This window comes from Microbulbifer maximicatervae (SeqCode), assembly GCF_052467385.1.
The window spans coordinates 1014461-1039295 of record NZ_CP174311.1 but is presented as its reverse complement, the minus strand read 5'-3'; the positions used below and the strand labels follow the sequence as shown (position 1 = coordinate 1039295).

General features: G+C 52.5%; 23 protein-coding genes. 13 read left to right on the top strand and 10 right to left on the bottom strand.

Annotated elements, in window-relative coordinates:
* The first annotated feature begins 108 nt into the window (after positions 1-108).
* From hpf to yjgA, 6 genes are all read left to right on the top strand, one after another.
* Entirely contained in the window at positions 109-399 is a 291-nt protein-coding gene (gene hpf, locus ACJJIR_RS04530; RefSeq protein ID WP_108734230.1) for a ribosome hibernation-promoting factor, HPF/YfiA family, read from the top strand.
* A gap of 3 nt (positions 400-402) precedes the next feature.
* Positions 403-864 (top strand): PTS IIA-like nitrogen regulatory protein PtsN, encoded by a 462-nt coding sequence (gene ptsN / locus ACJJIR_RS04525; RefSeq protein ID WP_444896344.1) that lies wholly within the window; start codon positions 403-405, stop codon positions 862-864.
* Positions 865-969: 105 nt separating this feature from the next.
* Entirely contained in the window at positions 970-1830 is an 861-nt protein-coding gene (gene rapZ / locus ACJJIR_RS04520) for an RNase adapter RapZ (protein WP_444907483.1), read from the top strand.
* Positions 1831-1849: 19 nt separating this feature from the next.
* Positions 1850-2119 carry an HPr family phosphocarrier protein gene (locus tag ACJJIR_RS04515; RefSeq protein ID WP_444907482.1) on the top strand — a complete coding sequence of 90 codons (270 nt, stop codon included), beginning with the start codon at positions 1850-1852 and terminating at the stop codon, positions 2117-2119.
* A 99-nt stretch (positions 2120-2218) separates the two neighbouring features.
* Positions 2219-3586: a magnesium transporter gene (gene mgtE / locus ACJJIR_RS04510; RefSeq protein ID WP_413663049.1), complete on the top strand. Its 1368-nt coding sequence runs from the start codon at positions 2219-2221 to the stop codon at positions 3584-3586.
* A 46-nt stretch (positions 3587-3632) separates the two neighbouring features.
* Complete coding sequence (gene yjgA, locus ACJJIR_RS04505) at positions 3633-4148, top strand: ribosome biogenesis factor YjgA (RefSeq protein ID WP_444896341.1); 516 nt, start codon at positions 3633-3635, stop codon at positions 4146-4148.
* A 59-nt stretch (positions 4149-4207) separates the two neighbouring features.
* Here the strand turns inward: yjgA and msrB are convergent, their stop codons facing one another.
* The 7 genes from msrB to ACJJIR_RS04470 all read right to left on the bottom strand — a co-directional run bounded on the left by msrB (position 4208) and on the right by ACJJIR_RS04470 (position 13739).
* Positions 4208-4750: a peptide-methionine (R)-S-oxide reductase MsrB gene (msrB, locus tag ACJJIR_RS04500; protein WP_444907481.1), complete on the bottom strand. Its 543-nt coding sequence runs from the start codon at positions 4748-4750 to the stop codon at positions 4208-4210.
* Positions 4751-4824: 74 nt separating this feature from the next.
* The gene (locus ACJJIR_RS04495) at positions 4825-9027 is read right to left on the bottom strand and encodes a YhdP family protein (RefSeq protein ID WP_444907480.1); all 4203 of its coding nucleotides are present in this window, start codon (positions 9025-9027) and stop codon (positions 4825-4827) included.
* A gap of 36 nt (positions 9028-9063) precedes the next feature.
* Positions 9064-10551 carry a ribonuclease G gene (gene rng / locus ACJJIR_RS04490; RefSeq protein ID WP_413663053.1) on the bottom strand — a complete coding sequence of 496 codons (1488 nt, stop codon included), beginning with the start codon at positions 10549-10551 and terminating at the stop codon, positions 9064-9066.
* Positions 10548-11159: a Maf family protein gene (locus ACJJIR_RS04485; protein WP_444907479.1), complete on the bottom strand. Its 612-nt coding sequence runs from the start codon at positions 11157-11159 to the stop codon at positions 10548-10550. The genes rng and ACJJIR_RS04485 overlap by 4 nt, the downstream gene beginning before the upstream one ends.
* Positions 11160-11256: 97 nt before the next feature.
* Positions 11257-11736, bottom strand: a complete 480-nt coding sequence (gene mreD / locus ACJJIR_RS04480) for a rod shape-determining protein MreD (RefSeq protein ID WP_444896337.1) — start codon at positions 11734-11736, stop codon at positions 11257-11259.
* Positions 11723-12565: a rod shape-determining protein MreC gene (gene mreC / locus ACJJIR_RS04475; RefSeq protein WP_444907478.1), complete on the bottom strand. Its 843-nt coding sequence runs from the start codon at positions 12563-12565 to the stop codon at positions 11723-11725. The genes mreD and mreC overlap by 14 nt, the downstream gene beginning before the upstream one ends.
* 139 nt (positions 12566-12704) lie before the next feature.
* On the bottom strand, positions 12705-13739 hold the full coding sequence (locus ACJJIR_RS04470) for a rod shape-determining protein (protein WP_020412569.1): 1035 nt from the start codon (positions 13737-13739) through the stop codon (positions 12705-12707).
* Positions 13740-14096: 357 nt separating this feature from the next.
* Between ACJJIR_RS04470 and gatC the strand changes: the two genes are divergently transcribed.
* From gatC to cysZ, 5 genes are all read left to right on the top strand, one after another.
* On the top strand, positions 14097-14384 hold the full coding sequence (gene gatC / locus ACJJIR_RS04465; RefSeq protein ID WP_444907477.1) for an Asp-tRNA(Asn)/Glu-tRNA(Gln) amidotransferase subunit GatC: 288 nt from the start codon (positions 14097-14099) through the stop codon (positions 14382-14384).
* Positions 14385-14455: 71 nt separating this feature from the next.
* On the top strand, positions 14456-15901 hold the full coding sequence (gene gatA, locus ACJJIR_RS04460) for an Asp-tRNA(Asn)/Glu-tRNA(Gln) amidotransferase subunit GatA (RefSeq protein ID WP_444907476.1): 1446 nt from the start codon (positions 14456-14458) through the stop codon (positions 15899-15901).
* 11 nt (positions 15902-15912) lie between these two features.
* On the top strand, positions 15913-17364 hold the full coding sequence (gatB, locus tag ACJJIR_RS04455; RefSeq protein WP_444907475.1) for an Asp-tRNA(Asn)/Glu-tRNA(Gln) amidotransferase subunit GatB: 1452 nt from the start codon (positions 15913-15915) through the stop codon (positions 17362-17364).
* A 66-nt stretch (positions 17365-17430) separates the two neighbouring features.
* Complete coding sequence (locus ACJJIR_RS04450; protein ID WP_444896334.1) at positions 17431-17727, top strand: PA4642 family protein; 297 nt, start codon at positions 17431-17433, stop codon at positions 17725-17727.
* Positions 17728-17770: 43 nt separating this feature from the next.
* Positions 17771-18601 (top strand): sulfate transporter CysZ, encoded by an 831-nt coding sequence (cysZ, locus tag ACJJIR_RS04445; RefSeq protein ID WP_444907474.1) that lies wholly within the window; start codon positions 17771-17773, stop codon positions 18599-18601.
* 53 nt (positions 18602-18654) lie between these two features.
* Here the strand turns inward: cysZ and ACJJIR_RS04440 are convergent, their stop codons facing one another.
* From ACJJIR_RS04440 to ACJJIR_RS04430, 3 genes are all read right to left on the bottom strand, one after another.
* Positions 18655-19857 (bottom strand): hypothetical protein, encoded by a 1203-nt coding sequence (locus tag ACJJIR_RS04440; protein ID WP_444907473.1) that lies wholly within the window; start codon positions 19855-19857, stop codon positions 18655-18657.
* Between the two features lie 243 nt (positions 19858-20100).
* On the bottom strand, positions 20101-21609 hold the full coding sequence (gene rhlB / locus ACJJIR_RS04435; RefSeq protein ID WP_444907472.1) for an ATP-dependent RNA helicase RhlB: 1509 nt from the start codon (positions 21607-21609) through the stop codon (positions 20101-20103).
* 47 nt (positions 21610-21656) lie between these two features.
* Positions 21657-22274 (bottom strand): HvfX family Cu-binding RiPP maturation protein, encoded by a 618-nt coding sequence (locus tag ACJJIR_RS04430; RefSeq protein WP_444907471.1) that lies wholly within the window; start codon positions 22272-22274, stop codon positions 21657-21659.
* Positions 22275-22418: 144 nt separating this feature from the next.
* On the opposite strand from ACJJIR_RS04430, the gene ACJJIR_RS04425 reads away from it, so the two are divergent.
* Together ACJJIR_RS04425 and ACJJIR_RS04420 are read left to right on the top strand one after the other, a co-directional pair.
* A complete protein-coding gene (locus ACJJIR_RS04425; RefSeq protein WP_444907470.1) occupies positions 22419-23132 on the top strand; it encodes an alpha/beta fold hydrolase in 714 nt (237 codons plus the stop codon).
* Between the two features lie 174 nt (positions 23133-23306).
* Positions 23307-24737, top strand: a complete 1431-nt coding sequence (locus ACJJIR_RS04420) for an MATE family efflux transporter (RefSeq protein ID WP_444907469.1) — start codon at positions 23307-23309, stop codon at positions 24735-24737.
* Positions 24738-24835 lie beyond the last annotated feature (98 nt).

Genomic DNA, 24835 nt, shown 5'->3' with positions numbered 1-24835 from the left:
AAAATCCAAAATTTGAGTGTATCCTTCCATTCTGGCCCACTTCCTAGTAGGGTTGCGACCCGATAGGGGGTGAGCGCCGGCTTGTGATGCACCTTTAAGGAGAAATCCATGCAGATCAATATTAGTGGCCACCACGTTGACGTTACCTCACCTATGCGCAGCTACTGCGAAAGCAAAATGGAGAAGCTGTCCAGGCATTACGACAACATCACCAACGCGCAAGTAATTTTATCCGTCGAAAAACTGATCCAAAAAGCTGAGGCGACGGTACACATAAACGGTCACGACCTCTGTGCTGGATCCGAAGACAGAGATATGTACGCGGCAATTGATGCGCTCACCGATAAGCTGGACCGCCAACTGAAAAAACACAAAGAGAAGTTGCAGAACCATCGCTGAACTATGACACTGGAAGCATTACTCTCTCCCCGCCTTAGCCTTTGCCACCTGGCGGGGAGCAGCAAAAAAAAGCTACTGCTCAATATTGCCCAGGCCATCGCCGAACAATATCCCCAACACGACTCCGATACAGTTTTTAACCAACTGATCGCCCGTGAGCGCCTTGGTTCCACCGGTATCGGCGATGGTGTTGCCATTCCCCATTGCAGGTTACCCGGCTGTGATAGCCCCATTGGGGTTCTCTGTACCACCCAGCCCGCCATTGATTTTGACTCTGTCGACCGCCAGCCTGTCGATTTGCTATTTACTCTTCTGGTCCCCGAAGATGCTGAGCAGGAACATCTGGATACACTAGCCGAAATCGCCGCTCTGTTTTCCAACAGCCAGGTTAGAGATAAGCTAAGGCAAGCACAAAGTAGTGATGAGCTATATGCCCTCGCTATTGATAGTACCGCAGCCGCCTAGAGGAGGTTTTGTTAGTAACTGAGTCTCAGAGCTGACATTCACCTCATTGTTCAGGTAGTGCAACAAGCGAAATAATAAAGACTTGATCAAAGAAAAGGGCTCTCCATGCGCTTGGTGATAATTAGTGGACGCTCCGGCTCCGGAAAAAGTTCTGCACTGCAATTACTGGAAGATGTCGGCTTCAATTGTATCGACAACCTTCCCACCAGCCTGCTCCCGGAGCTGGTTAAGAGGGTCAAGGCACAACCGCCAAAAGAAAACACACCCCTGGCCCTGGGCGTCGATGCCCGCAACCTCTGGCAAGACATAAGACAGGCTCCCAGTGTTATTGAGTCCTTGCGCGAGACAGGGGTTCAATGTGATGTTATCTATCTCGATGCCCGCGAGCCGGTTTTAGTACAGCGATTCAGTGAGACCAGACGGAAGCACCCTCTCAGCAATGATTGCACCCATTTGCTAGAAGCTCTCAATCAGGAAAAAGAGCTGCTCACCCCTATCTCAACCATTGCGGATATGGTTATTGATACCAGCACCCTGAGTTTGCACCAACTGCGCGAACTGATTAAAAATCGTGTTGTTGGTGAACAATCAAACAGCATGGCGATTCTCTTCCAGTCCTTCGGGTTCAAGTATGGGGTGCCTGTGGATTCAGACTTGATTTTTGACTTGCGCTGTCTACCCAATCCCTACTGGGAACCAGCTCTAAGAGAAAAAACCGGTAAGGATATCGAGGTCGCTGAATTCTTGCGCTCTCACCCAGAGACCGCAAAGATGGAGGCTGATATCACCAACTTTTTGGAAAACTGGCTGCCCTCCTACCAGAAAAGTAATCGCAGCTACACCTGTGTCTCTATCGGCTGCACTGGGGGCCGACATCGATCAGTTTATATGGTTGAACAGCTGGTAAAGAAATTTTCCAAAGAGTTTGATAACGTCCAGATACGCCACAGGGAGCAACAAAAATAGATTTTTGTCGAGCAGCGCAATGCAGAAACACCAACTGACCATCATCAATAAACTCGGCTTGCACGCCCGCGCTGCAAGCAAGTTCGCGCAGACTTCCTCCAAGTTCTGCTCCAATATTAAAGTGCATTGCCAGGGTAAAGCCGTAGATGGAAAAAGTGTGATGGCCCTAATGTTACTAGCTGCAGGCAAAGGCACGGAGCTGGAACTGGAAATAGAGGGGACAGATGAAAGTGCCGCCCTGGAAGCTATCAGCACACTGATCTCCGATCGATTCGGCGAAGCTGAATAGAGGCCAGTATACTATTGCCACGAAAAGCTCACTCTAAACATTAAATCGCTAAGCTTTTACATCGCCTCCCAAATCCACCACTAGCAGTAAGGACTTGTTGTGCCCAGCTCTCCCCAAGCCGAAATCAAATTCCGCGCACAGAATCAGCTGGGTGAGCTGTATGCCGCGCTGGATAGCGGTACGGGACAAGAAGTCCGGCGCATGCTCAAGACCCTGACTCCCCAGAGTGTTGCGCAATTGCTGGAGAGCTCTCCACCGCGTATCCGCCAGGTACTTTGGAATTTGGTGGATAGGGAAATAGAGGGTGAGGTCCTGCAGGAACTCACCGACGATGTGCGCAGCCAGATCCTCGCCACTATGGATACCGAGGAGATGGTGGAGGTGATGGAAGGCCTGGATGCCGACGACATCGCCGATATACTTCAGCAGCTGCCGGAGCGAGTTGTTGCCGAAGTGCTCTCATCGATGACGGAAACCGACCGCCTCCGGGTTGAAAGTGTTCTCGCCTATGATGAGAACACTGCTGGCGGTTTAATGGATACAGACACCATCTCTGTCCGCCCCAACCTGACTCTCGATGTGGTACTTCGCTACCTTAGGCGCCATGAACAACTACCGGAATCTACCGACAGCCTTTTTGTGATTAACCGGAGGGGCCAATATATCGGTCTCTTGCCACTATCCAAACTTCTCACCACAGATCCATCGGTGACAGTTCGCGAAGTGGTCAATACCGATGTGGAGCCAATACCCGCAGATATGCCCGACACAGAAGTCGCGCGCTTATTTGAGAAATATGACTGGATTACCGCACCGGTTGTCGATGAAGATAACCGCCTGCTGGGGCGAATCACCATTGACGATGTAGTAGATGTTATCCGAGAGGATGCAGATCACTCCCTGATGAGCCTTGCCGGCCTCGATGAGGAGGAAGACACCTTTGCCCCAGTAGGACGCACTGCGCGGCGTCGGGCCGTTTGGCTGGGTATTAATCTTCTCACAGCTCTGCTTGCCTCCTGGGTGATCAGTTTGTTCCAAAATACCCTGGACAAGGTGGTAGCCCTAGCAGTCCTAATGCCCATCGTCGCCAGCATGGGGGGCGTGGCCGGTAGCCAAACGCTGACAGTGGTCATTCGCGGTATGGCCTTAGGCCAGATAGGACGCAGTAATTTAAGCTGGCTACTTTCCCGTGAGCTGGGTTCGGCGGCACTCAATGCTCTTTTGTGGGCGCTTGTGATGGGCTTGATAACCGCCATGTGGTTTGGCGATATATGGATTGCGGTAATTATCCTTGCCGCCATGATAATCAACCTATTAACCGCCGCACTCGCTGGAGCGATATTACCAGTAGCATTGCGTGCCATGAATATAGACCCGGCACTGGCCGGCGGGGTAGCCCTTACTACAGTCACCGATGTAGTAGGCTTTATGTCTTTTCTGGGCTTGGCCACTTGGTACTTTAGCTAAACCACCTCTGAACCAAGCCCCCTTATTTACCGAAAGCGAATCAAAGATGTACGAATACGACGACTACGATGACGACCTGCCGAAAAGTAAAACTCAGGTCAAAAAAGAAATGCACGAGCTGCAGGATCTCGGCAAGCAACTAACCGAGCTCTCCAAGGCCCAACTGGCTGAAGTCCCCATAGATGAGGACTTGCAGGAGGCTATTGCTACGCTACATCGGATCAAATCCAATGAAGCTCGCCGGCGCCAGATGCAGTACATCGGCAAGTTGATGCGCAGTGCCGACCAAGAGGCGATAGAAACAGTGCTGAGCCGCTTTAAAGAGCGCGACCAACAACACCTGCGTTTCGATAAAATGGCTGAAGACTGGCGCAAACGACTACTGGAAGAAGGCAATAGTGCCCAGGGTGAGTTCTTTGACCAGCATCCCGGTGTCGACCATCAACAGCTGCGCCAACTGATTAGGGACTCCCATCGAGAAATCAAAAACAATAAGCCACCAACCAATCAACGAAAATTATTCCGCTATCTTCGCGACTTCTTTATCCAGGAAGCGGAATAAGGGCTCCGGGCGCTCCAGAGTTAACTGGCTGGCAGCGCCCGCAATCTAGACACCAGAAGTTATTGCGATTTCTTATCCCCAGAAGCCGGCACAAAGTCCAGGGCGAGAGAATTTAGGCAGTAGCGTAAACCAGTGGGCTCCGGGCCATCTTTAAAAACATGCCCCAAGTGTTCCCCGCACTTTGATAACACCTCAGTCCGCTTCAAGCCCCAGCTGTAATCGTCCTTTAAGACAATATTTTGTGGGTAGGCAACATCCCAAAAGCTGGGCCAACCAGTGCCCGATTCAAACTTCTGCTCAGAGCTGAAAACCGGTAAACGGCAACCCGCTGTGACATAAATCCCTTTCTCTTTGTTATTCAGAAGCTTGCCACTAAAAGCGGGCTCGGTACCTTTTTTCCAGAGAACCTTATAGCGATCCTCTGGCAGGATCTGCTTCCACACAGACTTAGGGATCTGATCGAGATCAGTCCCCTCTGCAATATGCTTTTCAGCTTGAGCGACCGTCATATTCTGGTCGCGCTGATGGTCATCTGCCTCAGAACACGCCGAAAGAGTGACGGCTGTAAAAAGAAGGAGGGGCAATAATGAATGCAACGCCATCTACAGTGCTCCTTTTACAGGGGATCCTCACTAAGATTAGATGGCTATTGCACACTGCCTCTGGATATTAAAACTCAAGCTGCAGGAGGAGACCTCTCTTCAGAGCCGACCCCAACCTGTGTCTTGTTCCCCTCGTGGTCCAGAACCGCGCCCTCTCGCTTGGCGCCATCTCCATCAAACAATTTCTCAAATCGCATTTGCGGGTCTGACCAGCCACCACTAATTCGGTAACTGACACTGGCGACCTTTTTCACCTGCTTTTTAAATGCCTTACTGATCAGGTAGACACCCGCAGCTGCAGGTAAGCCACCGGCTAGAGCTGCAACCAAAGCCAGGTTATTCCCAACTGGCAAAGTAGCCACCAACGTTAAATCCAGATCTTCGCGGACTAAATTAACCCGCCCCGCCATCTGCAGTTCACTGGTGGGTCCCTCTACCTGGATGGGTACAGCGATTAAAAGCTGACCATCGCCTTCAAAGACTACTTCGCCACGCACCCTATCAAAAGCCATACCACTCTTGTAAAGGTCAGTGAAATCAAGACGCAAACGTCGCGCCCAGGTATCAAAATTAAACAGTGACAATAGACGCAACACGGTAGAGCCTGTCGCACCGGTTGATCGCAGGAATCGGCCATCGCGAATATCAACCTTAAGCTCTCCGGAGAGAAGGCTTCCTTTCACCTGAGTCGGGGCCCCCTCCCACTTCAAAGCAGTTTCAAAGATCGCCGATTTACTCTCAATCAACGGCTCATGGCCCATCTTGCGCTGGATATCTGCAAGATCATCAGCCACCAATCGGCCGATAAATTGTGATGATTGCTGCCCCTCGGCACCCCTCATCCACACCAATTCTGCACCTAGCTCGCCATTGTGTTTGCCCTGTCCCTCGATGCGGAGCCCTCTCACCGTGCCGTGGATATCACTCACCACCAAACGATCTGCAGCTGTCCTCAACTTAAATGACCAGGGGCCCAGGGCCTCTTCACCTATTTGCAGGTTATCAGCACTAAAATCGATTTGAGGCAAACTAGTAAAATCAAACTGCGCCAAAGGATCCGCTACTACCTCCTCCGCAAAGGGGTCTAAGGGAAAAGCTTCATCACTGACTTCAGCCGGTTTCTCTGGCTGAGGCAGACGCAAATGAGCCAGTTTGAGGCGTAACGGTGTACTGCCATCCAATAAGCCTGTTAGATTTCCTGCAATCATTTCACTGTCAAATTTGAGCTTCCAATCCGTCCCCACTCCCTCACCGGTAACATGGATATGCTCAATTTCTGCAGAGCCCAACCGAAGCTGATCTGTACTGAGATCCAGGCGTATCGGAAGTGGCTCACTGCCACTACCCGCAGCCTCTCCTGGATTTTCTGCATTACTTGCAACAGAACTGGCTGCGCTTGGCTTCGCTGGTTCAGACAACTGGTAAATATCCAGCAGAGACTGCCAGCGAGGCAAGTCAACAGTGGAAATATCTCCAGTGACCGTCAACTCCCGTTTGGAGGGCAAATTTGCCTCAGCATTCAAGGCGATTGCAGCCCGATCTAACTCTCCATCAATCAGCCAGAATTGCCCCTGTAAATGTTCTCCATAGTCCAAGTGGAACAAGCTGCCCTGCTCTCCAATCGGCACTCGCAATACAAAATTGGTTTCTGTTTCCGCCGTCTTACCAAGTGGGTCAGGTAGGTTTACAGCCACACCGGCCAGGTTGGAAGTGAGCTCAAATACTGCGGCGTAAGGGGTTTCCGCTGATTTTGCAGGAATGGTCACCAGGGCTTGATAATCCATTTCTCCTTCCAGCCACTGCAGTTCTGGCCGCGAACTCCAAGCGTGTACCGACTCAACCAATGCATTGCCGTCGATAACCACCTGGGTATCCCGTGCATCCCCCTCGCCAATATGTTGGATACGAGCAGTCAGCGGGCGGCCCCACAATTTGCCATTAAGCTGGGTCCCTTCAAGGCCTGTCGCACTATCGTATTTCACCAAACCATTCAACGCAGTCGCATCGAGGCGGAGCCCTTTCAGTTGAAGGTCACCGTGCTTCAGGTTGACTTCAACCTGTTGCTCGGGAACTACGGATGACTGTCCCAAGGGTAGAGTTAAGGATACAACGCCATCCAAATTCCCCGTCAGGCTCCAATCATCAAAGGCACTTCCAAGGTGATCTCTGAGTGGTGATTCACGCAATAGTCGCAACCCATCGGCAGCGGGTCCAACCACCTCAGTTTGTACATCAAGGCGTGAGCCTCCACCCTTCTGAGGGGTTACCGCAACCAGAATATTTCCAGCATCCATATTCCAGAGCTTGGCTTTATCGGCATTGACCCGCACAATTTCATCATCGAGCAACAAACGGCCATCCACATCCCTGACCTCAGGCCACTCACTGGCGTAGTCTAGGCTCGCATTTGAAAAGTCGAGCGCCAACTGAATCGTTCTGCGCTTCTGGTGAGTCGCGAATGCTCTAAGGAATTCTTCTTTACCCTCTTTGCTATAACTGCTGCCGCGATAGATAAAGGCCGCACTCTCAACGCGCCCTTGATTGTTCTTACCCAGGCCAGTTTTCAACCAGCTGCGCAAATCATCGCTAACCACAAATGGCACCAGCTCTTCCTGGGTAATAACCCCCGCATCTTTTATCGATAGGGAAAGCACCAGATCCACAGGTCGTGTTTGGGCGTGGAAGGGTAGTGACAGCATAAACTGACCACCGACCTGACCAAGTTCACCGCCAAGCATCAGCGGGCCCGACAATACGTTGACTTCGTTCAACGCCTTATCGACATCCCAGGCTATGGTGCCGCTGGCTTGCTCAAACCCAAAAGCATTCTTATACAGACTGGGAAAGTGCGCCCCGAGGGAGGTACCGTCGAGTTCAACCCGGCCACTGGCGCCCTCAACCTGAAGATATCCACTCAACTGAGTAATTGCCGGGGCTCCTCGAAACGCCTCGACCGCAATATCTTCCAAGTTTGCGCTGATCTCTAACTGCCGGTCCGCACCAGCTCGCAGACGCAGGCTGCGCAACTGACCTTGGGGTTTTAGTGCACGTAACCATTCATCTGCAGCTCCCTCTAGTAACGACAAGCGATTTAAGATACTGCTCCAACCAGCGAGATCGACCAGATCTGCCATCAGGGCTATACCCTCTTGGCCACTGTTAACCTGCAGGTTCAGCGACGGCATTTTCAAGCCCTGCCAATCGATTTCAATATCCTGCAGCGCTAATCGCCAGTGCTCTCCCGGCAACCAGCGGCCCGACAAGTTGCCAGAAAAAGCGCGCAACGGAGCCAGTGTATGCTCTTCTATATCATCTCCTGCCCTTTGCATATCGGTCAGGCTTTCTACTTGGGCCAAGTCCACCTGGCCCACTATGCGATACCCACTTACGGCATCACTATGCAGCCACAAGCGGCCGTCTGCCCACTTCTTCCCCCGCCAGTGAAACCGGTCAGGTAACGGGGTGAGTTCGTGAAGCAAGCTGACAATGTCTTCATCCAGTAGCAACTCATTAAGCTGCATATAGCCGCGCAGTGAGAAGTGCTCTTTATCTTTGGGATTGCCCCGCCCCTCTAACACAACCCGTAGGGTCTCTTCATCAACTTGGCTACTCTCCCCTTCACGGGAAATAAAAGCCCGTGCAGTCAGTCGGTGAAAATCTCCGCTATTTTCCAGCTGGATTTCAGGCAAATTGATTTCTGCCAGCTGCTCATCGGGAAGGCGAACAGTGATCGCTGCATCACTGATTTGGATTTTGGGGCTCAACTGGAATAGGCGGGCCGGATCTGCCGCTTCGGGATTGGGTGCAGTGCTGCCTTCAAGCTTAAGCGGGGCATCGGGAAACCCCTGTAGATACCAGAGGCCATTTTCATCGCGGTTGAGCCCGGCCGAAAACTGATTCATTTGCAGGTCTTTCCAGACCAATTCCCGGTTCCAGAGACTGGAAAGTAGATCCAGCTGGAATAGGCCGTGCCCCATTCTCAGCTCACCGTGTTCCCCCAGACGCAGCCCATCCAGCTGCAATGCAACTTCAAGGGCCTCCCAACGCAGGGAAATACGATCCATCTGTACAGGAACGCCTAGCTGCTCACTAAGCCAATGACTAATCTGGGGACGATAGTTCTCTACCTGCGGGGACAGCAGTCGGCCTGTTTGCACGATGATTGCCAGAGCAATCACCAAACTTACCGACAGTAACCAGAACTTTCTTGCAATCCAGCGTATTACAACCATCGCTATACCCTCACCACCAAACAGGCATGGACCGAGCGCTGACAATAAGCTCTCTTAGCTTGCTGGCGAGTGAATAATGGATTACACAAGAACAATGTCATATTGCTCCTGGTTGTAAATGGGCTCTACCTGGAACTGAATCGGCCGACCAATAAATTCTTCAAGATCGGCGACATTAGCCGACTCTTCATCCAGCAAAAGATCTATTACCACCTGACTAGCCAGTACCATAATTTTTTCACTATCGTAAGAGCGCGCCTCTCGAATAATCTCGCGGAAAATCTCGAAGCAAACTGTCTCCGCACTCTTTAAGGTGCCCCTCCCACTACAAACAGAGCAAGGCTCACATAAAATCTGCCCCAGTGACTCACGGGTGCGTTTGCGAGTCATTTCCACCAACCCCAATTCAGAGACCCCGGTGATACTGGACTTGGCATGATCGCGCTCCAGGGTCTTTTCCAGGGTGCGCAAGACTTGTCGCTGGTGCTCGGGATCTTTCATATCGATAAAATCGATAATGATAATCCCCCCCAGGTTTCTTAAACGCAGCTGGCGGGCAATCGCTGTAGCGGCCTCCAGATTGGTCTTGAAGATAGTCTCTTCAAGGTTGCGATGCCCAACAAAAGCACCGGTATTGACATCAATCGTACTCATCGCCTCTGTCTGCTCTACGATCAGATAGCCGCCAGACTTCAAGGTGACTTTGTTGTGTAGTGCCCTTCTTATTTCCTCTTCAACACCGTATAAGTCAAACAGTGGGCGCTCACCGGGATAGTGTTCCAGGCGACCGGCAATTTCCGGCGCATATTTACCGGCAAATTCTGCCGCACGGCCGTGGGCCTCTCGGGAGTCTATACGAATCTTTTCGGTATAAGGGCGCGCAAGGTCACGCAATGCGCGCATAAATAGTGGAAGGTCCTCATAGATAACCGAAGGCACTGGACGCTCCTTAATGCGCTCATCCAGCTCCCCCCATAATTTGTACAGAAAGGGGATATCTCTCAGCAGCTCTTCCTCACTCACCCCCTCGGCAACGGTACGCAAAATGAAGCCCCCATCGGCCGACAAACCATCCTCTGCAAGGCGTAGAGAAGCTGCTTCAACCAACTGGCGCAATCGCTCGCGTTCGTTCTCGTCTTCAATTCGATTAGAGATACCGATATGGCGCGTCTGCGGCATATACACCAGGTAACGTGCAGAAACCGACAGATGGGTAGTCAGCCGGGCACCTTTACTGCTGATAGGGTCCTTCACTACTTGCACGATCAGTGACTGCCCCTCTCTGACTAGCGCGCGGATATCCGCTACCTCGGCATCCCGCGCCTCCATACCCTCTTCGTCGAGAGGTGCAATATCCGAGGCATGGATAAAGCCCGCACGCTCGAGGCCTATGTCGACAAAAGCGGCCTGCATTCCGGGCAGTACGCGAATCACCTTTCCCTTATAGATATTTCCTACAATCCCTCGCCGCGCACTCCGCTCCAGGTAGACCTCCTGGAGCACACCATTTTCTACCAGCGCAACCCGGGTCTCAGTCGGCGCAACATTAATTAACAGCTCTTCGCTCAAGATTGGCCCTCCTGCCAATAGGGAATGCCCGCATGATCCAGCATGGGGACTACAGCTTCCAATGGGAGCCCTACAACATTGCTGTAACTGCCACTAAAAGCTTCTACCAAGGCGGCACCAAAACCCTGAATACCGTAACCGCCAGCTTTATCGACAGGCTCTCCGGTACTCCAGTAATCCGCTATTTGAGCTTTGGACAAGTGGCGGAACCTGACTCGAGTTTCCACTACACGGCTAAACTGTCGATTCCGTGAACGCAAGCACACTGCCGTGAAAACAGAGTGCTCTACTCCCGATAGCGCCAGCATCATGGACTCAAAGTCAGCAAAATCTTGGGGTTTTTCCAGCAGCCTCTCACCTGCCATAACCACCGTATCCGCTCCCAAAGACCAGAGTCCCTGCGGGCTGTCAGCGGCTTGAAACCCGGCGACAGCCTTGTCGTGGGCCAAGCGTTCTATGTACTCAAGAGGGCTTTCAGCAGGTTGGCGCTGTTCTACAACAGCGGGGGACAATTGGGAGAAAGGCACCCCAATCTGGGCCAACAGTTCGGCGCGGCGCGGCGAACCAGAGGCCAAAAGAAGTCGATTTTCTGAAGCGCTTGTTGTCACTCTATTACATATTCCCTGTGGGTCAGCGGCTGATTATAGCGGCACTGTTCGAAAAATGATCGATTTTTTACACTGATTTACAGTGCCGACGAGACGGTCAACGAACGTGTAAACGCCCGGAAAGCCCCCTGAGCCACGGGGTCACCCAGGGCCAGAGCAGGGCTGTAGTCAGGGCGGGCCACAGGAAGGTCAGCCCGGGTACCGATTTCCCCTCAAGGCCGTGCACCCAGTTGCCCACCACTTGATGAATACCCACCAGAACAAATACCCACAACAATTGCTGGGCCGGATTAAATGCCCGGGTGCGCTGGTAAGTCAGTAAGCTGAAATAGGCGAGTACCGATAGGGCCAGGGCATGGGTTCCCAAGCTCGCCCCCGTAGCCAAATCCTGGACAATACCGATCATCCAAGCGAACCCCACCCCGAAGGTCTGGGGCATTCGAGTAATCCAGAATATCACCAGCAAAGCCGGAAATGCCGGCCGAAACCAGAGCCACTGCTGTGGCAGGGGCATAACCGAGAGAAGCAGTGACAGCAGAATAGTGACCGCGATAAACCAGCGGTTATTCGCTTGCAACAGAATGTCCTCCACTGCCAATGACCGCCAATACAAAGCGGCTGCGATTCATCCGCCCCCTCGGCAACACTTCAGCCTCCGCAAAAGGTTTACCCGGATCTCTCTGCACCGAGATAACCTCCCCGACCGGATAACCTGCGGGAAAGCGGCTACCCAAGCCGGAGCTGAGCAGCAAATCGCCCTCCCGAATATCACTGGTATTAGCAAGATGGCGTAACTTCAAGCGATACAGGTCACCTGTACCCTCGGCGACGGTGCGCATACTGTTGCGCAGAACCTGGACGGGAATGGCATGACTGGAATCAGTTATCAGCAGGATACGACTATAGGAGTCGCCAGCTTCAATCACCTGCCCCAGCAATCCACTGGCATCCATTACCGGGGTACCGATATCAATGCCGTCATCGCGGCCTTTGTCAATCAGCAGCACATGCTCCAAAGGGTCCGGGGTAACGCCAATTACCTGAGCCACCAATACTCGGTCATCGACCATTTCTGCTGAGTTCATCAGTTCTTTGAGCTGAGTGTTTTCCGCTTTTACGGCCGCCAATAGTTGGCTGCGCTGCTCCAGCAGTAAAACCTGGCGCTTGAGGCGGCTATTTTCCTCTTGCAGTTCTTCGCGAGAGCGAAACTGCTCATCGGCCCAATCGCCCACACGCTCGGGGGCTCCTGTAACCCAGTACAGTGGAGCAATAACTCCTGATAAGCGTTCTCTAACAGGCTGAAACCAATTGGTGTAATGATCGGAAACGATCAGCGTGATCGCGAGTATGATGAGAAAGCCCAGGCGGTATTCGGCAGAGGGACCGCGGGTAAATAGCGGTTTCACAGGCAATCCCCTCTTAACAAGTCAATCAAAGATGGTGAGAACAGTACAAGCCACAAAAGATGACTCGCATTTTTTTATTACAAGGAGCTTGCGGATATAGCCACAAGCTCCCTAGCAGTTTTCATAATACCGATGTCTACTAGTTAGACATCAGGTAGAGACGGCTGCGATCCAACATATCCAGCGCTTTACCGCCCCCCCGCGCCACACAGGTCAGCGGGTCATCGGCAACAATTACCGGTAAGCCCGATTCTTCCATCAACAGACGGTCCAGATCGCGTAACAGAGCACCACCACCAGTCAGCACCATACCGCGCTCAGCGATATCAGAAGCCAACTCGGGAGGGGATTGCTCCAGTGCACTTTTGACAGCCTGCACAATACCTGTCAGAGGCTCTTGCAGGGCTTCGAGAATTTCGTCGGAGTTCAAGGTAAAGCTGCGAGGCACGCCCTCGGCCAGATTGCGTCCGCGCACATCAATTTCGCGAACTTCACTGCCTGCATAAGCACAGCCAATTTCCTCTTTGATCCGTTCAGCAGTTGCATCACCAATCACACTGCCGTAGTTGCGACGCACGTAGTTGACGATAGCTTCATCAAAACGGTCACCGCCGATACGCACCGAATCGGAATAAACCACACCATTCAGGGAGATAATGGCGATCTCAGTGGTGCCCCCACCGATATCCACCACCATGGAGCCGCTCGCTTCCTCGACATTCAAGCCTGCGCCTATGGCAGCGGCCATGGGCTCTTCGATCAGTGACACTTCGCGAGCACCCGCACCCAGGGCCGACTCGCGAATCGCGCGGCGCTCCACTTCTGTGGACTGGCAGGGAACACACACCAGCACTCTCGGACTTGGGCGCATCCAGCTATTTTCATGCACTTTCTTGATAAAGTGCTGCAACATTTTCTCGGTCACTTGGAAGTCGGCAATAACACCGTCCTTCAGCGGGCGAATAGCGGTAATATTGCCAGGAGTCCGGCCGAGCATGCGTTTGGCTTCTACTCCGACAGCCTCAACGATTTTCTGGCCATTGTAGTGACGGATTGCGACGACTGAGGGTTCGTCGAGTACTACGCCGCGATCGCGAACGTAAATCAGCGTGTTGGCAGTTCCCAGGTCGATGGAGAGATCACTGGAAAACATACCCCGCAAACGTTTAAACATGGAATTCGATTACCTTGTACTAATTATCAGCCCCCAGGTTGGGCACTGCGGGCGCGGCTTCTTTTATGGATACAAATCCTAATTAGTCCGCAAAAATAATTCTGAGTTCCGAGCCGCATTTCGAATCGGATTCTACGCAAAATACCGGAGTCTCTCATCACTCGGCAGGATTCGGCAAACTCTAACAACCGCTAGGCATCAGGGCAAGGCTGAAGGGAGGTCATTTGAGGCCCGCTATCCATTACTGCCGGAGCCGGTGAGAATATAACCCCAATGTGCTAAATTTGCCGGTTCTGCCCGCCGCAAATAATCCGGGCAGTTTTCGACTCGCAACTCAAGCTGGAGGAGTCCATCACCATGGCAGTGGATACGCAAACTGTAGAAAAACTGGCGGAACTGGCCCGTATCGCCATATCCAAAGAAACCATCGAAGAAGTCAGCAACCGCCTCGGCGATGTATTGCAACTGGTCGACCAGCTGCAATCCACCAATACCGATGGTATCGCTCCGATGGCGCACCCACTGGACGAGATCCAGGAGCTGCGTGCCGACGCAGTGACAGAGACTGACAAGCGCAAAGACTTCCTAGAATTGGCTCCCCAAACCGAAGAAGGCCTCTACCTGGTTCCCAAAGTAATTGATTAGCCGGCCCAACACTGACGAAATTCACCTAAATACCCAGCCCTCAGCCCGTCTAGAGCCTTTAAGGGAATAATATGCATCAGCTTACTATCGCCGAGATCATCCGTGGATTGCGGAGCAAAGAGTTCTCGAGTACAGAGCTAACCCGCCATTTACTCGGCCGCATCCAGCAACTGGACAGCAACTACAACAGTTTTATTACCGTCACCGAAGAGAGCGCTCTGGCACAGGCCGCAGCCGCCGACCAACGCCTGGCCAACGGGGAGGCACCGGCACTGTGCGGTGTGCCCATCGCCCACAAAGATATTATTTGCACTAACGGCGTGCGCACCAGCTGTGCCTCAAAAATGCTGGATAATTTTATCCCTCCCTACGATGCCACGGTGGTAGATAACCTCAACGCTGCCGGAACCGTCTCCCTGGGCAAGACCAATATGGATGAATTCGCCATGGGCTCATCCAACGAAAGCAGCTTTTACGGCCCAGTAAAAAACCCTTGGAATACCCGCTGTGTGCCCGGCGGTTCCTCCGGTGGCTCAGCTGCGGCAGTTGCTGCACAACTGATACCCGGCGCCACAGCTACCGATACCGGCGGCTCTATTCGCCAGCCGGCAGCGTTGACAAATACCACCGGGCTGAAGCCCACCTACGGGCGTATTTCCCGCTATGGCATCGTAGCCTACGCCTCCAGCCTGGACCAGGCTGGCCCCATCGCCCGCAACGCAGAAGATGCGGCTTACCTGCTATCCGCCATGGCCAGCCACGACCCGAAAGATTCCACCAGCCTGAAGCAGCAGCCCACTGACTTTACCGCCGAACTGAATAACCCGATTGCCGGGCTGCGGATCGGAGTACCCCGGGAGTACTTTGGGGAAGGTCTTAACCCTGAAACCGCAAGCCGGGTTCAGGAGGCTTTGAGAGAGTTTGAAAAGCTGGGTGCGCAACTGGTCGATATCAGCCTGCCACATACCGAGTTAGCGATACCTGCTTACTATGTGATCGCCCCCGCTGAAGCCTCTGCCAACCTATCTCGATTCGATGGGGTGCGCTATGGCTACCGCTGCGAAGAGCCCAAAGACCTGCGCGATCTCTATATGCGCTCCCGCGGTGAAGGCTTCGGCGAAGAAGTGCAGCGTCGAATCCTGGTAGGCACCTACGCCCTGTCCGCCGGTTATTACGATGCTTATTACAACAAAGCCCAACAGGCCCGACGCCTGATCAAGCAGGACTTTGTCGAAGCATTCGAAAAAGTGGATGTGATTATGGGCCCCACGACCCCCTCCCCCGCTTTCGAGCTTGGCGCAAAGAGCGCTGACCCAGTAGCTATGTACCTGGAGGATATCTACACCATCGCCACCAACCTGGCGGGGCTGCCGGGTATGTCTGTACCCTGTGGCCTGGTGGACAATATGCCGGTGGGCCTGCAAATTACCGGTAATTACCTGGAAGAGGCGCGCATGCTCAACATCGCCCACCAATACCAACAGGTAACCGACTGGCACAAAGCCAGCGCCGTATAAGGAGATAAATTGTGGAATGGGAAATCGTTATCGGGTTGGAAATTCACGTCCAGCTCTCCACCCAGTCAAAACTCTTTTCCGGCGCCAGCACCCGCTTTGGCGCCGAGCCGAATACCCAGGCTTGCGCTGTGGACCTGGCTATGCCGGGCACCCTGCCAGTACCGAATGAAGAAGCATTTCGCTTTGCAGTAATGTTCGGCCTGGCGATGAACGCAGAGATCGGCAAGCGCTCTGTTTTTGAACGCAAGAATTACTTCTATCCCGACTTGCCCAAGGGCTATCAAACCACTCAATTGGAACAGCCGATTGTCGGCCCAGGTGAAGTGGAAATTCACCTGGAAGATGGCAGCAGTAAGAAGGTGCGTTTGCATCACGCTCACCTGGAGGAAGATGCCGGTAAATCCCTGCATGAAGATTTCCACGGAATGTCCGGTATCGACCTGAACCGCGCAGGTACGCCACTGATTGAGATTGTCTCTGAACCGGATATGCGCAGTGCCGCCGAGGCTGTGGCCTACCTGAAAAAAATTCACAGCATCGTAACCTACCTGGGCATTTCCGATGGTGATATGTCCCAGGGCTCACTGCGCTGTGATGCCAATGTATCCGTGCGCTTGAAAGGCGAAGAAAAACTCGGCACCCGTACAGAATTAAAAAATATCAATTCTTTCCGTTTTGTCGAGCGCGCAATTAAAGTCGAAGCTGAACGTCAGATCGATATCTTGGAAGACGGCGGCACCATTACCCAGGAAACCCGCCTCTACGACGCGGACAAAAATGAAACCCGCTCTATGCGCAGTAAAGAAGTGGCCAATGATTACCGCTACTTCCCCTGCCCGGACCTTCTGCCAGTTGTACTCACTGATGAATATGTCGAGCAACTGCGCAACATCCTGCCAGAACTGCCTGATGCAAAAGCAGCCCGCTTCCAAGCGGAATACCAACTATCCGCTTATGATGCAGACCAGCTGACACAGGAGCGTGCCAGTGCAGACTATTTTGAAACTGTGAGTAAATCCTGTGGCGAATCCAAGCTTGCTGCCAACTGGATTAACGGTGAACTGGCAGCGCTGCTCAACCGTCGTGAACTAACTATTTCACAATCCCCGGTTTCTGCCGACCAGCTGGCTGGACTAATCGCGCGCATCAAAGACAACACCATTTCCAGCAAAATCGCCAAACAGGTATTCGAGGCTATTGCCGACGGAGAGGGCAGTACCGACGAAGTCATCGAAAAACGTGGCCTGAAACAGGTTTCGGATACCGGCGCTATCGAAAAAATGGTGGATGAAGTGATCGCTGCAAGCGATGCCCAAGTAGAAAACTACCGCAAGGCCGATGAATCAAAGCGCCCCAAAATGATGGGGTATTTCGTCGGGCAAATTATGAAAGCGTCCAAAGGGCAGGCAAACCCACAGATGATTAATAAAATTCTCAAACAAAAATTGGACGCACTGCTTTAACCCTCAACATTTCAAGACCTGGGCCGGGCTTCGCCCGCCCCCTATTTATGTAGCAAGGATATAGTTTTGAGCCTGAAAAAAGACAAACAGAAAGTACTCGGAGAAGTTTTTGACGAGGAGCGTATTGCTGGATTCTTGATTGGCGAAGCTCCCGCAGGCGTAAACCGGGATTTTCATCTTCTCGAGCGCGCCTACCGAAGTATGAAAGCAGAGAGCTTTGCCACATTTATAAAATTATTTCTCGCTGAAGGCCTGGATCTGAACAGTCCTGGTCCCGATGGAAAAACTCTGCTGGCACGTATTGCTGAACACCGCCAGGGCGCAGAATATAGCGAGATTTTAAAAGCCGCTGGCGCCAACTGAGAACTCTGGAAATTTAGGCATCGTACCAGCGAAAGGTGAGAGTATGACTTCAAATCCCGTTCACGGTATCGACGCATTGGTGCGCGGTATCCACTTGATTACCCGGCGTGAGTTACGCCCATTTATCCTGGTGCCATTACTAATAAATCTGGTGCTGTTTATTATTATCAGTAGCATAATGATTTCACAGCTCGGAGGGCTTACCGATTATATAAGTAGCCTGCTTTCCCACACGCCGGTAAATACGGAGAATATGTCCTGGTGGGAAGCCATTATGGCCAAGGGTGCAGCATGGACCGCCAGTGTTTTTCGCTGGCTGGCCTGGATTATTGCACTAATAGTGCTTTTCCTATTTTTCCTTGCTTACGGCTATTTATTTAGCGTCATCACCAACATTATTGCCGCCCCCTTTAACGGTTTGCTCGCTGAGAAAGTAGAGGAACTGCTAACCGGTAAAGCTCCTCCTGCCGAGCCGATAATTCAAATGGTATGGCGTACCCTGGGCCGGGAATTGCGTAAGCTGGGTTACTTTATATTTTGGGGTTTGATCGTATTTATAATTGCCACCATCACCAGCTGGACCATTATTATCCCCGCAGTGCTCACCGCAGTTTGGGGCGCTTGGTGTATGGCTATTCAATACGTTGACTACCCACTGGATAACCACCAGCGGCCATTCGATGAATTAAAAACGGTACTGCGCCGCCGTAAACTCACTAGCCTTACCTTTGGTGGGACCGTGATGCTTGCCAAAATGGTGCCGATTTTAAATATCTTTATTATGCCTGCGGCAGTTGCTGGCGGTACGGCTCTGTGGATTGAGCGACTTCGTATTGAAGGGGATCCGGGGACTCAAACTCCAGTACTTCAGTAACCTTACCAGTAAGATAGGAAGCCCTCTCGTACAGAGGGCTTTTTATTTTGACTCTATCTTCCCGATGTTTTCTTCTTTTTCAGTGCGCGATACCAGGGCTGCTGATCCTTGGCGATATAAGCGCTAGCCGACAGGCAATTGGCCAAATCCTCAAGCTCCTGGGTAAGCACTTCACCTGAAAATTTTTTTCTTACCATCTGCTGGAGCTTGTCTGCCAACAATGCATCACGCAACCCCTCTGGCCTCTGAATACCTGCAGAAAGAATTTCAGGAATCCACTCAGACAGATCCCGAACCGTTATCCAATCATTTCCCTGCTCAGGATAGCCAGAAAAATCCGTATCGAATGCCAGGCCGGAATCGTTACTAAGAAAAGTATTATTTAACAAATGGTTGGAGTTTTTGAACCTCATAAAGAACTGCTTGGCATCACCCCTTGAAGGCAGCAACTGAGTGTCATCCTCCAACATCATTGGCTTCAGCTTAATCAAATCAGATTCCGCCACCCCCAATTCCAGTAATTTATGGGTCAGCAAAAACTCCTTTCTGCCTACCCCCTCATTCACTCTGCGAGCAGAAAGCTCTACTCCCCCGCCAAGCAAAGCGAGAAAGTCACTCACAATATCACCACCGTGCAAGGCTTCCCGACTGAAAAGCCTCACTTTGAGGGAATCAGCTCCAAATACATCCGCCCACAACTTTAACTTGGTAAAATAGTCGTAGTAAATTTCAATATCTTTACTGAAAGAAGGGAAAGCCCCTTCATCGTGGCCGAGTAATTTACTCGAGGAGCTCCGATTGGAGGCCGCTCCTCTAGCTCCTTGCTTCTTGAAAGATATTGCCTGTAAGTCTTGCCTACGCAAGTAAACAATTACCACAATCTTATCGAAATACTTGCTACATACTCTCTGAACAAGCTCGATACTATCGCGCTGATACAGATAGGAAAGATGCTCAGCTGAAACTATCACTTGCTCACTGCGGCTCGCAGCAAGCAGCTCATCAAGTCGGGAATTTACCTGGAAATGGACACGACCCTTCTCTTTGCATACATCAATACACCCTGAAGAGTTCCCCTTTTTCCCAAGGGAAAGAAATCCAAAGCCTGCCTGGTCCAGAGCCTGTACTTGCTCCTTCATTGCCAATTGAAGGGAGCTGGAGCCAGTTTTATGGAAACCGATATGTAAATAAAGGATACGCATCCGAATATGAACTGTAATTTTTATTGAACGAAGGATGTCAATTTCAGGCCGCAAGTAGACTCCAGTATTACCGGTGTCATCTGAAGTTGCAGGGCCTTACTTCACGTAATAGGCCAAATTTGTTTAATTTTAGGACAGATTTGAAAGTTTGAATCAAATTAAAGCCTCTACTGGTACATTCGTCACAGTTTAAACCTTAACAAAGCAAAGGAGCGGTGAATAGCAGGAGGGGGAAAAGCATTCTCGAGCAGGTAGTAAGTGCTGTAAGGGCTAACCCCCTTACAGCACACAGGAGAATCAGTGCCGACGTGGACGACGATGACCTCCAGAGCCACCGCGACGCCCATCGCGATCGCCGTGACTGCGCTGAACTTTCACATTGGGCGGTTCAACCAAAAGCTCTTCTGGCGGCACTTCGCACTTGAGCTTGCCACCGAGCAGCTGCTCAATGGGCTCCAGACGCATGGCATCATCTTCACAGGCGAAACTGATAGAGGTGCCCGTTTTACCCGCCCGACCAGTTCGGCCAATGCGGTGAACATAATCCTCCGGCTCTTCAGGCAAAGTGAAATTCACCACATGGCTGATACCGTCGATATGAATACCACGCCCGGCGACATCGGTAGCTACCAGCACCTTGGTTTTACCAGACTTAAAGTCATCAAGGGTGCGAACCCGCTTGTTTTGCGCCACTTCACCGGACAACAGGCCCGCAGAAATGCCGTGAGCGAGAAGCTGCTCGTGCAAGCGGCGGCATTGGTCGCGGCGGTTGGCAAAAACAATCAGGCTATCCACTTCTTCTCGCTGCACAATGTTGTAAAGCAAGGTGTACTTTTCTTCGCTGGCGGACAGGTAAACATGCTGCTCCACGGTATCTGTGGCAACCCTCTCCGGCTCAATCTCCACAACTACCGGATCATCCGTCCACTGCTCCACCAGATCATCAACTTCGGGAGTAAATGTGGCGGAGAAGAACATAGTTTGGCGATGAGTTTTACGCGGCGTCTGACGAACAATGCGGCGCACTTGGGGGATAAAGCCCATGTCCAACATGCGATCCGCCTCATCGATCACCAGGACTTCCACCTGATCCAGGAAGCAATCCCGATTGCTGACAAAGTCCAGCAGGCGACCCGGCGTCGCCACCAGGATATCCACCAGCCGCTCATTCAGGTTTCTCTGCTGCTTGTCATAATCCATACCGCCCACCAGGGTATGAATTTCCAGCTCGGTGTGTTTACACAGTGCCTTGGCATCATCGGCAATCTGCATTACTAGCTCACGGGTCGGAGCGATAATCAGGGAGCGGGCTTCGCCGGCATAGCGCTCACCTTCAAACGGGTGCTTGAGCAGATCGTCAATCACTGTGATCAGGAAGGCCGCTGTCTTACCGGTACCGGTTTGTGCCTTACCCACCAGGTCGTGGCCATTGAGGGTGTGGGGAAGGGAGCGACCCTGAATTGGCGAGCAATACTGGAAACCCAGATCGTGGATAGCGTGCATCAGCTCATTGGGCAGTCCCAGGTCGTGGAAGCGGACCTTGCCCTCCTGTTCTGGAACCTGGAATTCATCCAGGGACCAGGGCGCTGCGGGTGCCGCTGGCTTTCTGCTGCGCTGGCGCCCTTTTTGAGCATTTCTGCTACCGCCCCGGCGCGACTTCCCCTCCGCTTGTGCGGATTTTGTACGCCCCTTGGCAGCCTTATCAGACGGCTTTTGCCCTTCTTTTCGGCGTCCGGAGCTGTCTTCTCCCCGGCGGGAGCCCTTATCCTCTTTGGAGGAGGATCGGCGGAACAACTTTCCTATCAAGTGAAATACTCGCTCAAATGTTCAAATAATCGGCGAGTATAACATCTCTACGGGGATCCCTGCCCGCTATAGTGACGGCACAGCCAGTAATCCACACTGAAAAACCGCCCAGCCCCACTACAAAATAGCGCCAGCAGCATAATGAAATAAGTAGCTGCAAACTCAATACCATTTTTCAAGATGGTCACTCCTCCAGTTTCCACAAGCCATTCATAATTGCCGTGCTCCTTGAGTAAACCGACAATCTTCTCTTTACGCACTGAGGCTTCATCAATCAGATCCTTGCGCCACTCCCAGGGCACACTCAAGGTTTTATCCGGCAACGCAGACCAACCGTTCTCCCAGTGGGCCGTATAGGCTGCCACTGCCATCACAAACATCAGGGGAATCGCCACCAGCCGAGTTGCTACGCCCAGCAAGATGGCGATGCCACCTAAGAATTCCACCAATGCAGCTATCCACGCCATCAACATCGGCGCTGGAAGCCCCAACCCCCAATCGGGATTGCCAAACCAGGCAGCGACATCTTCGATATTATTCATCTTATTCATGCCGGCCAGGATAAAAATTGGCGCCAAATAAATCCGTAGTAATAATGGCCCCAGCCAGTCTATTTTGCGTACATAATGTACAAAGCAGTTGTACCAACCGCTCAGACTATTCATAGCTCCACTCATTTAGCTCACTCTCTTATCGGTGTCTTTGTTCACTTTAGTCGAGTGATATCGCCAACTCTTACACAGCCCTATCTCAGCGCCCAAGAAAGCACATCTATGCTTGCAGAACCCAAGTAACTTGAGAGCAACCTGGTGGGGAAAACTTACGTACTGGTCCACGGGCTATTTCATGGAGGCTGGTGCTGGAGCAGAGTCGCCCACCTCCTGCAACGTAATGGACATCGAGTGTTCACCCCCACCCATAGTGGCCTGGGGGAACGCAAACACCTACTCTCTCCCTCCGTTGGCCTGGATACCTTTATCCAGGACCTGATCAATACAATCCTTTGGGAGGAGTTGCAGCAAGTCACCCTTGTGGGCCACAGCTTTGGGGGAATGGCCGCAACCGGTGCCGCCGACGCTCTACCCGAACGGGTACACCGATTGATCTACCTGGATGGCGCTGTTCCTGAGCCAGGGCGCCCATTCAGCAGCCAACTTCCCAGCGGTATAGAGGAGCAGCGATTAAAGCAGGCGCAAAATATCGACGGCACTCTGTGCATTATGCCGCCACCACCAGAAGACCTAGGGATAACCCACCCCGATGATATCCGCTGGCTAAACCGCCGTATGACCCCACATCCCATCAAAACACTACTGGACCCGATCTATTTACAGCGCCCTCCAGAACAGGGCCCTCCTTGTACTTTCATTCACTGCACCCAACCCGAGTACCCACCAGCCATCTACAGTAGCCGCAAAGCAAAGCGGATAAGCGGGTGGCTTTATCGGGAGGTAGCAATAAACCACGACTGTATCATTAATAAGGCAGAAATTGTGGCCAAACTACTTGAGGAAAGTCCGTAATCAGCACTGGGCGCAGGCGCCGTTTGTACCGTAGAATGTCGAACCTTTTTGCAGTACTACCCCGCCTTCTCCCGGCAGACTGAAAGCCTCTCAGAACTTTGGCCCGCCGCCCGTTTTCAGCTGTATTTGCGAAGGCCAGGGCCTGTTAACAACCCCCCCCGCAGGATTAATTTTTTGTCAAAATTAGCCCAGACCCCAGAACCCTCTATCGAGACCAGTAACAAGAGCTCAGGTTTTTCTTTGTTCAAGCTTTACCGAAATGCCACTAAAACCGAACTGTCGCACCTAACCACCTTGGGAGGCCCCTTGGTGGTCAGTAACCTGGCTGTGGTGAGCATGGGAGTTGTCGATACTCTGGTAGCAGGACGCGCTGGAGAAGTAAGTCTCGCTGGGCTCGCCCTGGGGGCCAGTATTTGGGCTGTTTGCGCAGTGACACTAATCGGCCTGCTCGCTGCTATCTCCCCGGTTGTTGCACACTTGCGCGGTGGCCGCGATGAAGCTGGCTGCGCCAGGCAACTGCACCAGGCGCTGTGGATCGCACTGATCGGTGGCATCCTGGTGTTTTCCGCCCTGCTTGCGGTTCCTATCTGGAGCCACTGGATAGACACGGAAGAGCCTGTCCGCAAGGTGATGGAGGGCTATGTACTGGCCCTGACTGTCGGCACCCTGCCTTTTGCACTCGGCACGGCGTTGCGCGGTTACTGTGAGGGTATGGGACAAGTGCGCCCGGTAATGCGCATCTATATCACTGCCGCAATTTTAAATATTCCCCTGGATATTCTTTTGGTGTTTGGTGCCGGCCCCATACCGGCAATGGGAGGGGCAGGATGTGGGTGGGCGACCGCAGCGGTCAGCTGCCTGATCGCACTGGCACTCTTCTGGCACGCGAACACTGATCCGGTCTACCACAAGCTAAAACTTAGGCTGTTACCGCCTCGCCCCCACTGGCCAACCCTGCGCCACTTGCTCGCAGTTGGCCTGCCAATTTGTGTGGGTGCAGCCAGTGAAGTTACTTTTTTTGCCAGCCTTACTATTTTGCTTGCCCCTTATGGCGCAGCCATTGTCGCCGCCCATCAGATCAGCATGAATGTGGGCTCGATTTTTTACTTGGTCGCACTAGCACTGGCCCAGGCCCTGAGTATCCGCACCGCCCAACTACTCGGTCAGGGACGGCCAAAGCGCGCGCGCTTCTGTGGCAAAGTGGGCATCAGTAGCGGGCTAATCTACGCACTGGGCACCGGTGTTCTTTTGATTACCCTGCGCACCCTGTTTGTTCAGGCCTACACCAGCAATGAAGAAATTATCGCGGTGGCCACCAACCTGCTATTGCTGTGTGCCGCATTCCAGCTCGTGGATGTCACCCAGGCAATGACCTGGGGCGCACTGCGCGGATATAAGGACACCAGTGCGCCCATGTTTATACAGCTATTTTCCTACTGGCTGGTGGGGCTTTCTACCGCCTACTGGCTGGGAGAGAGCTTCTGGGGGGTATACGGTTATTGGACCGGTGTCTGTATCGGCCTGGGAACGGCTTCAATCCTGCTGGGAATTCGCTTTTGGCGAACCAGCCGCAGAGCCATCGAGCGAACCTACGGATACACGTAATTCGGCGCGTATCACATTCCTCGGGAACGTATTGACTATACTGGCGCTCCAAAGTCCCAATCTGTGCCGGACACAAGGCTCTCCGGCACACCCAGATA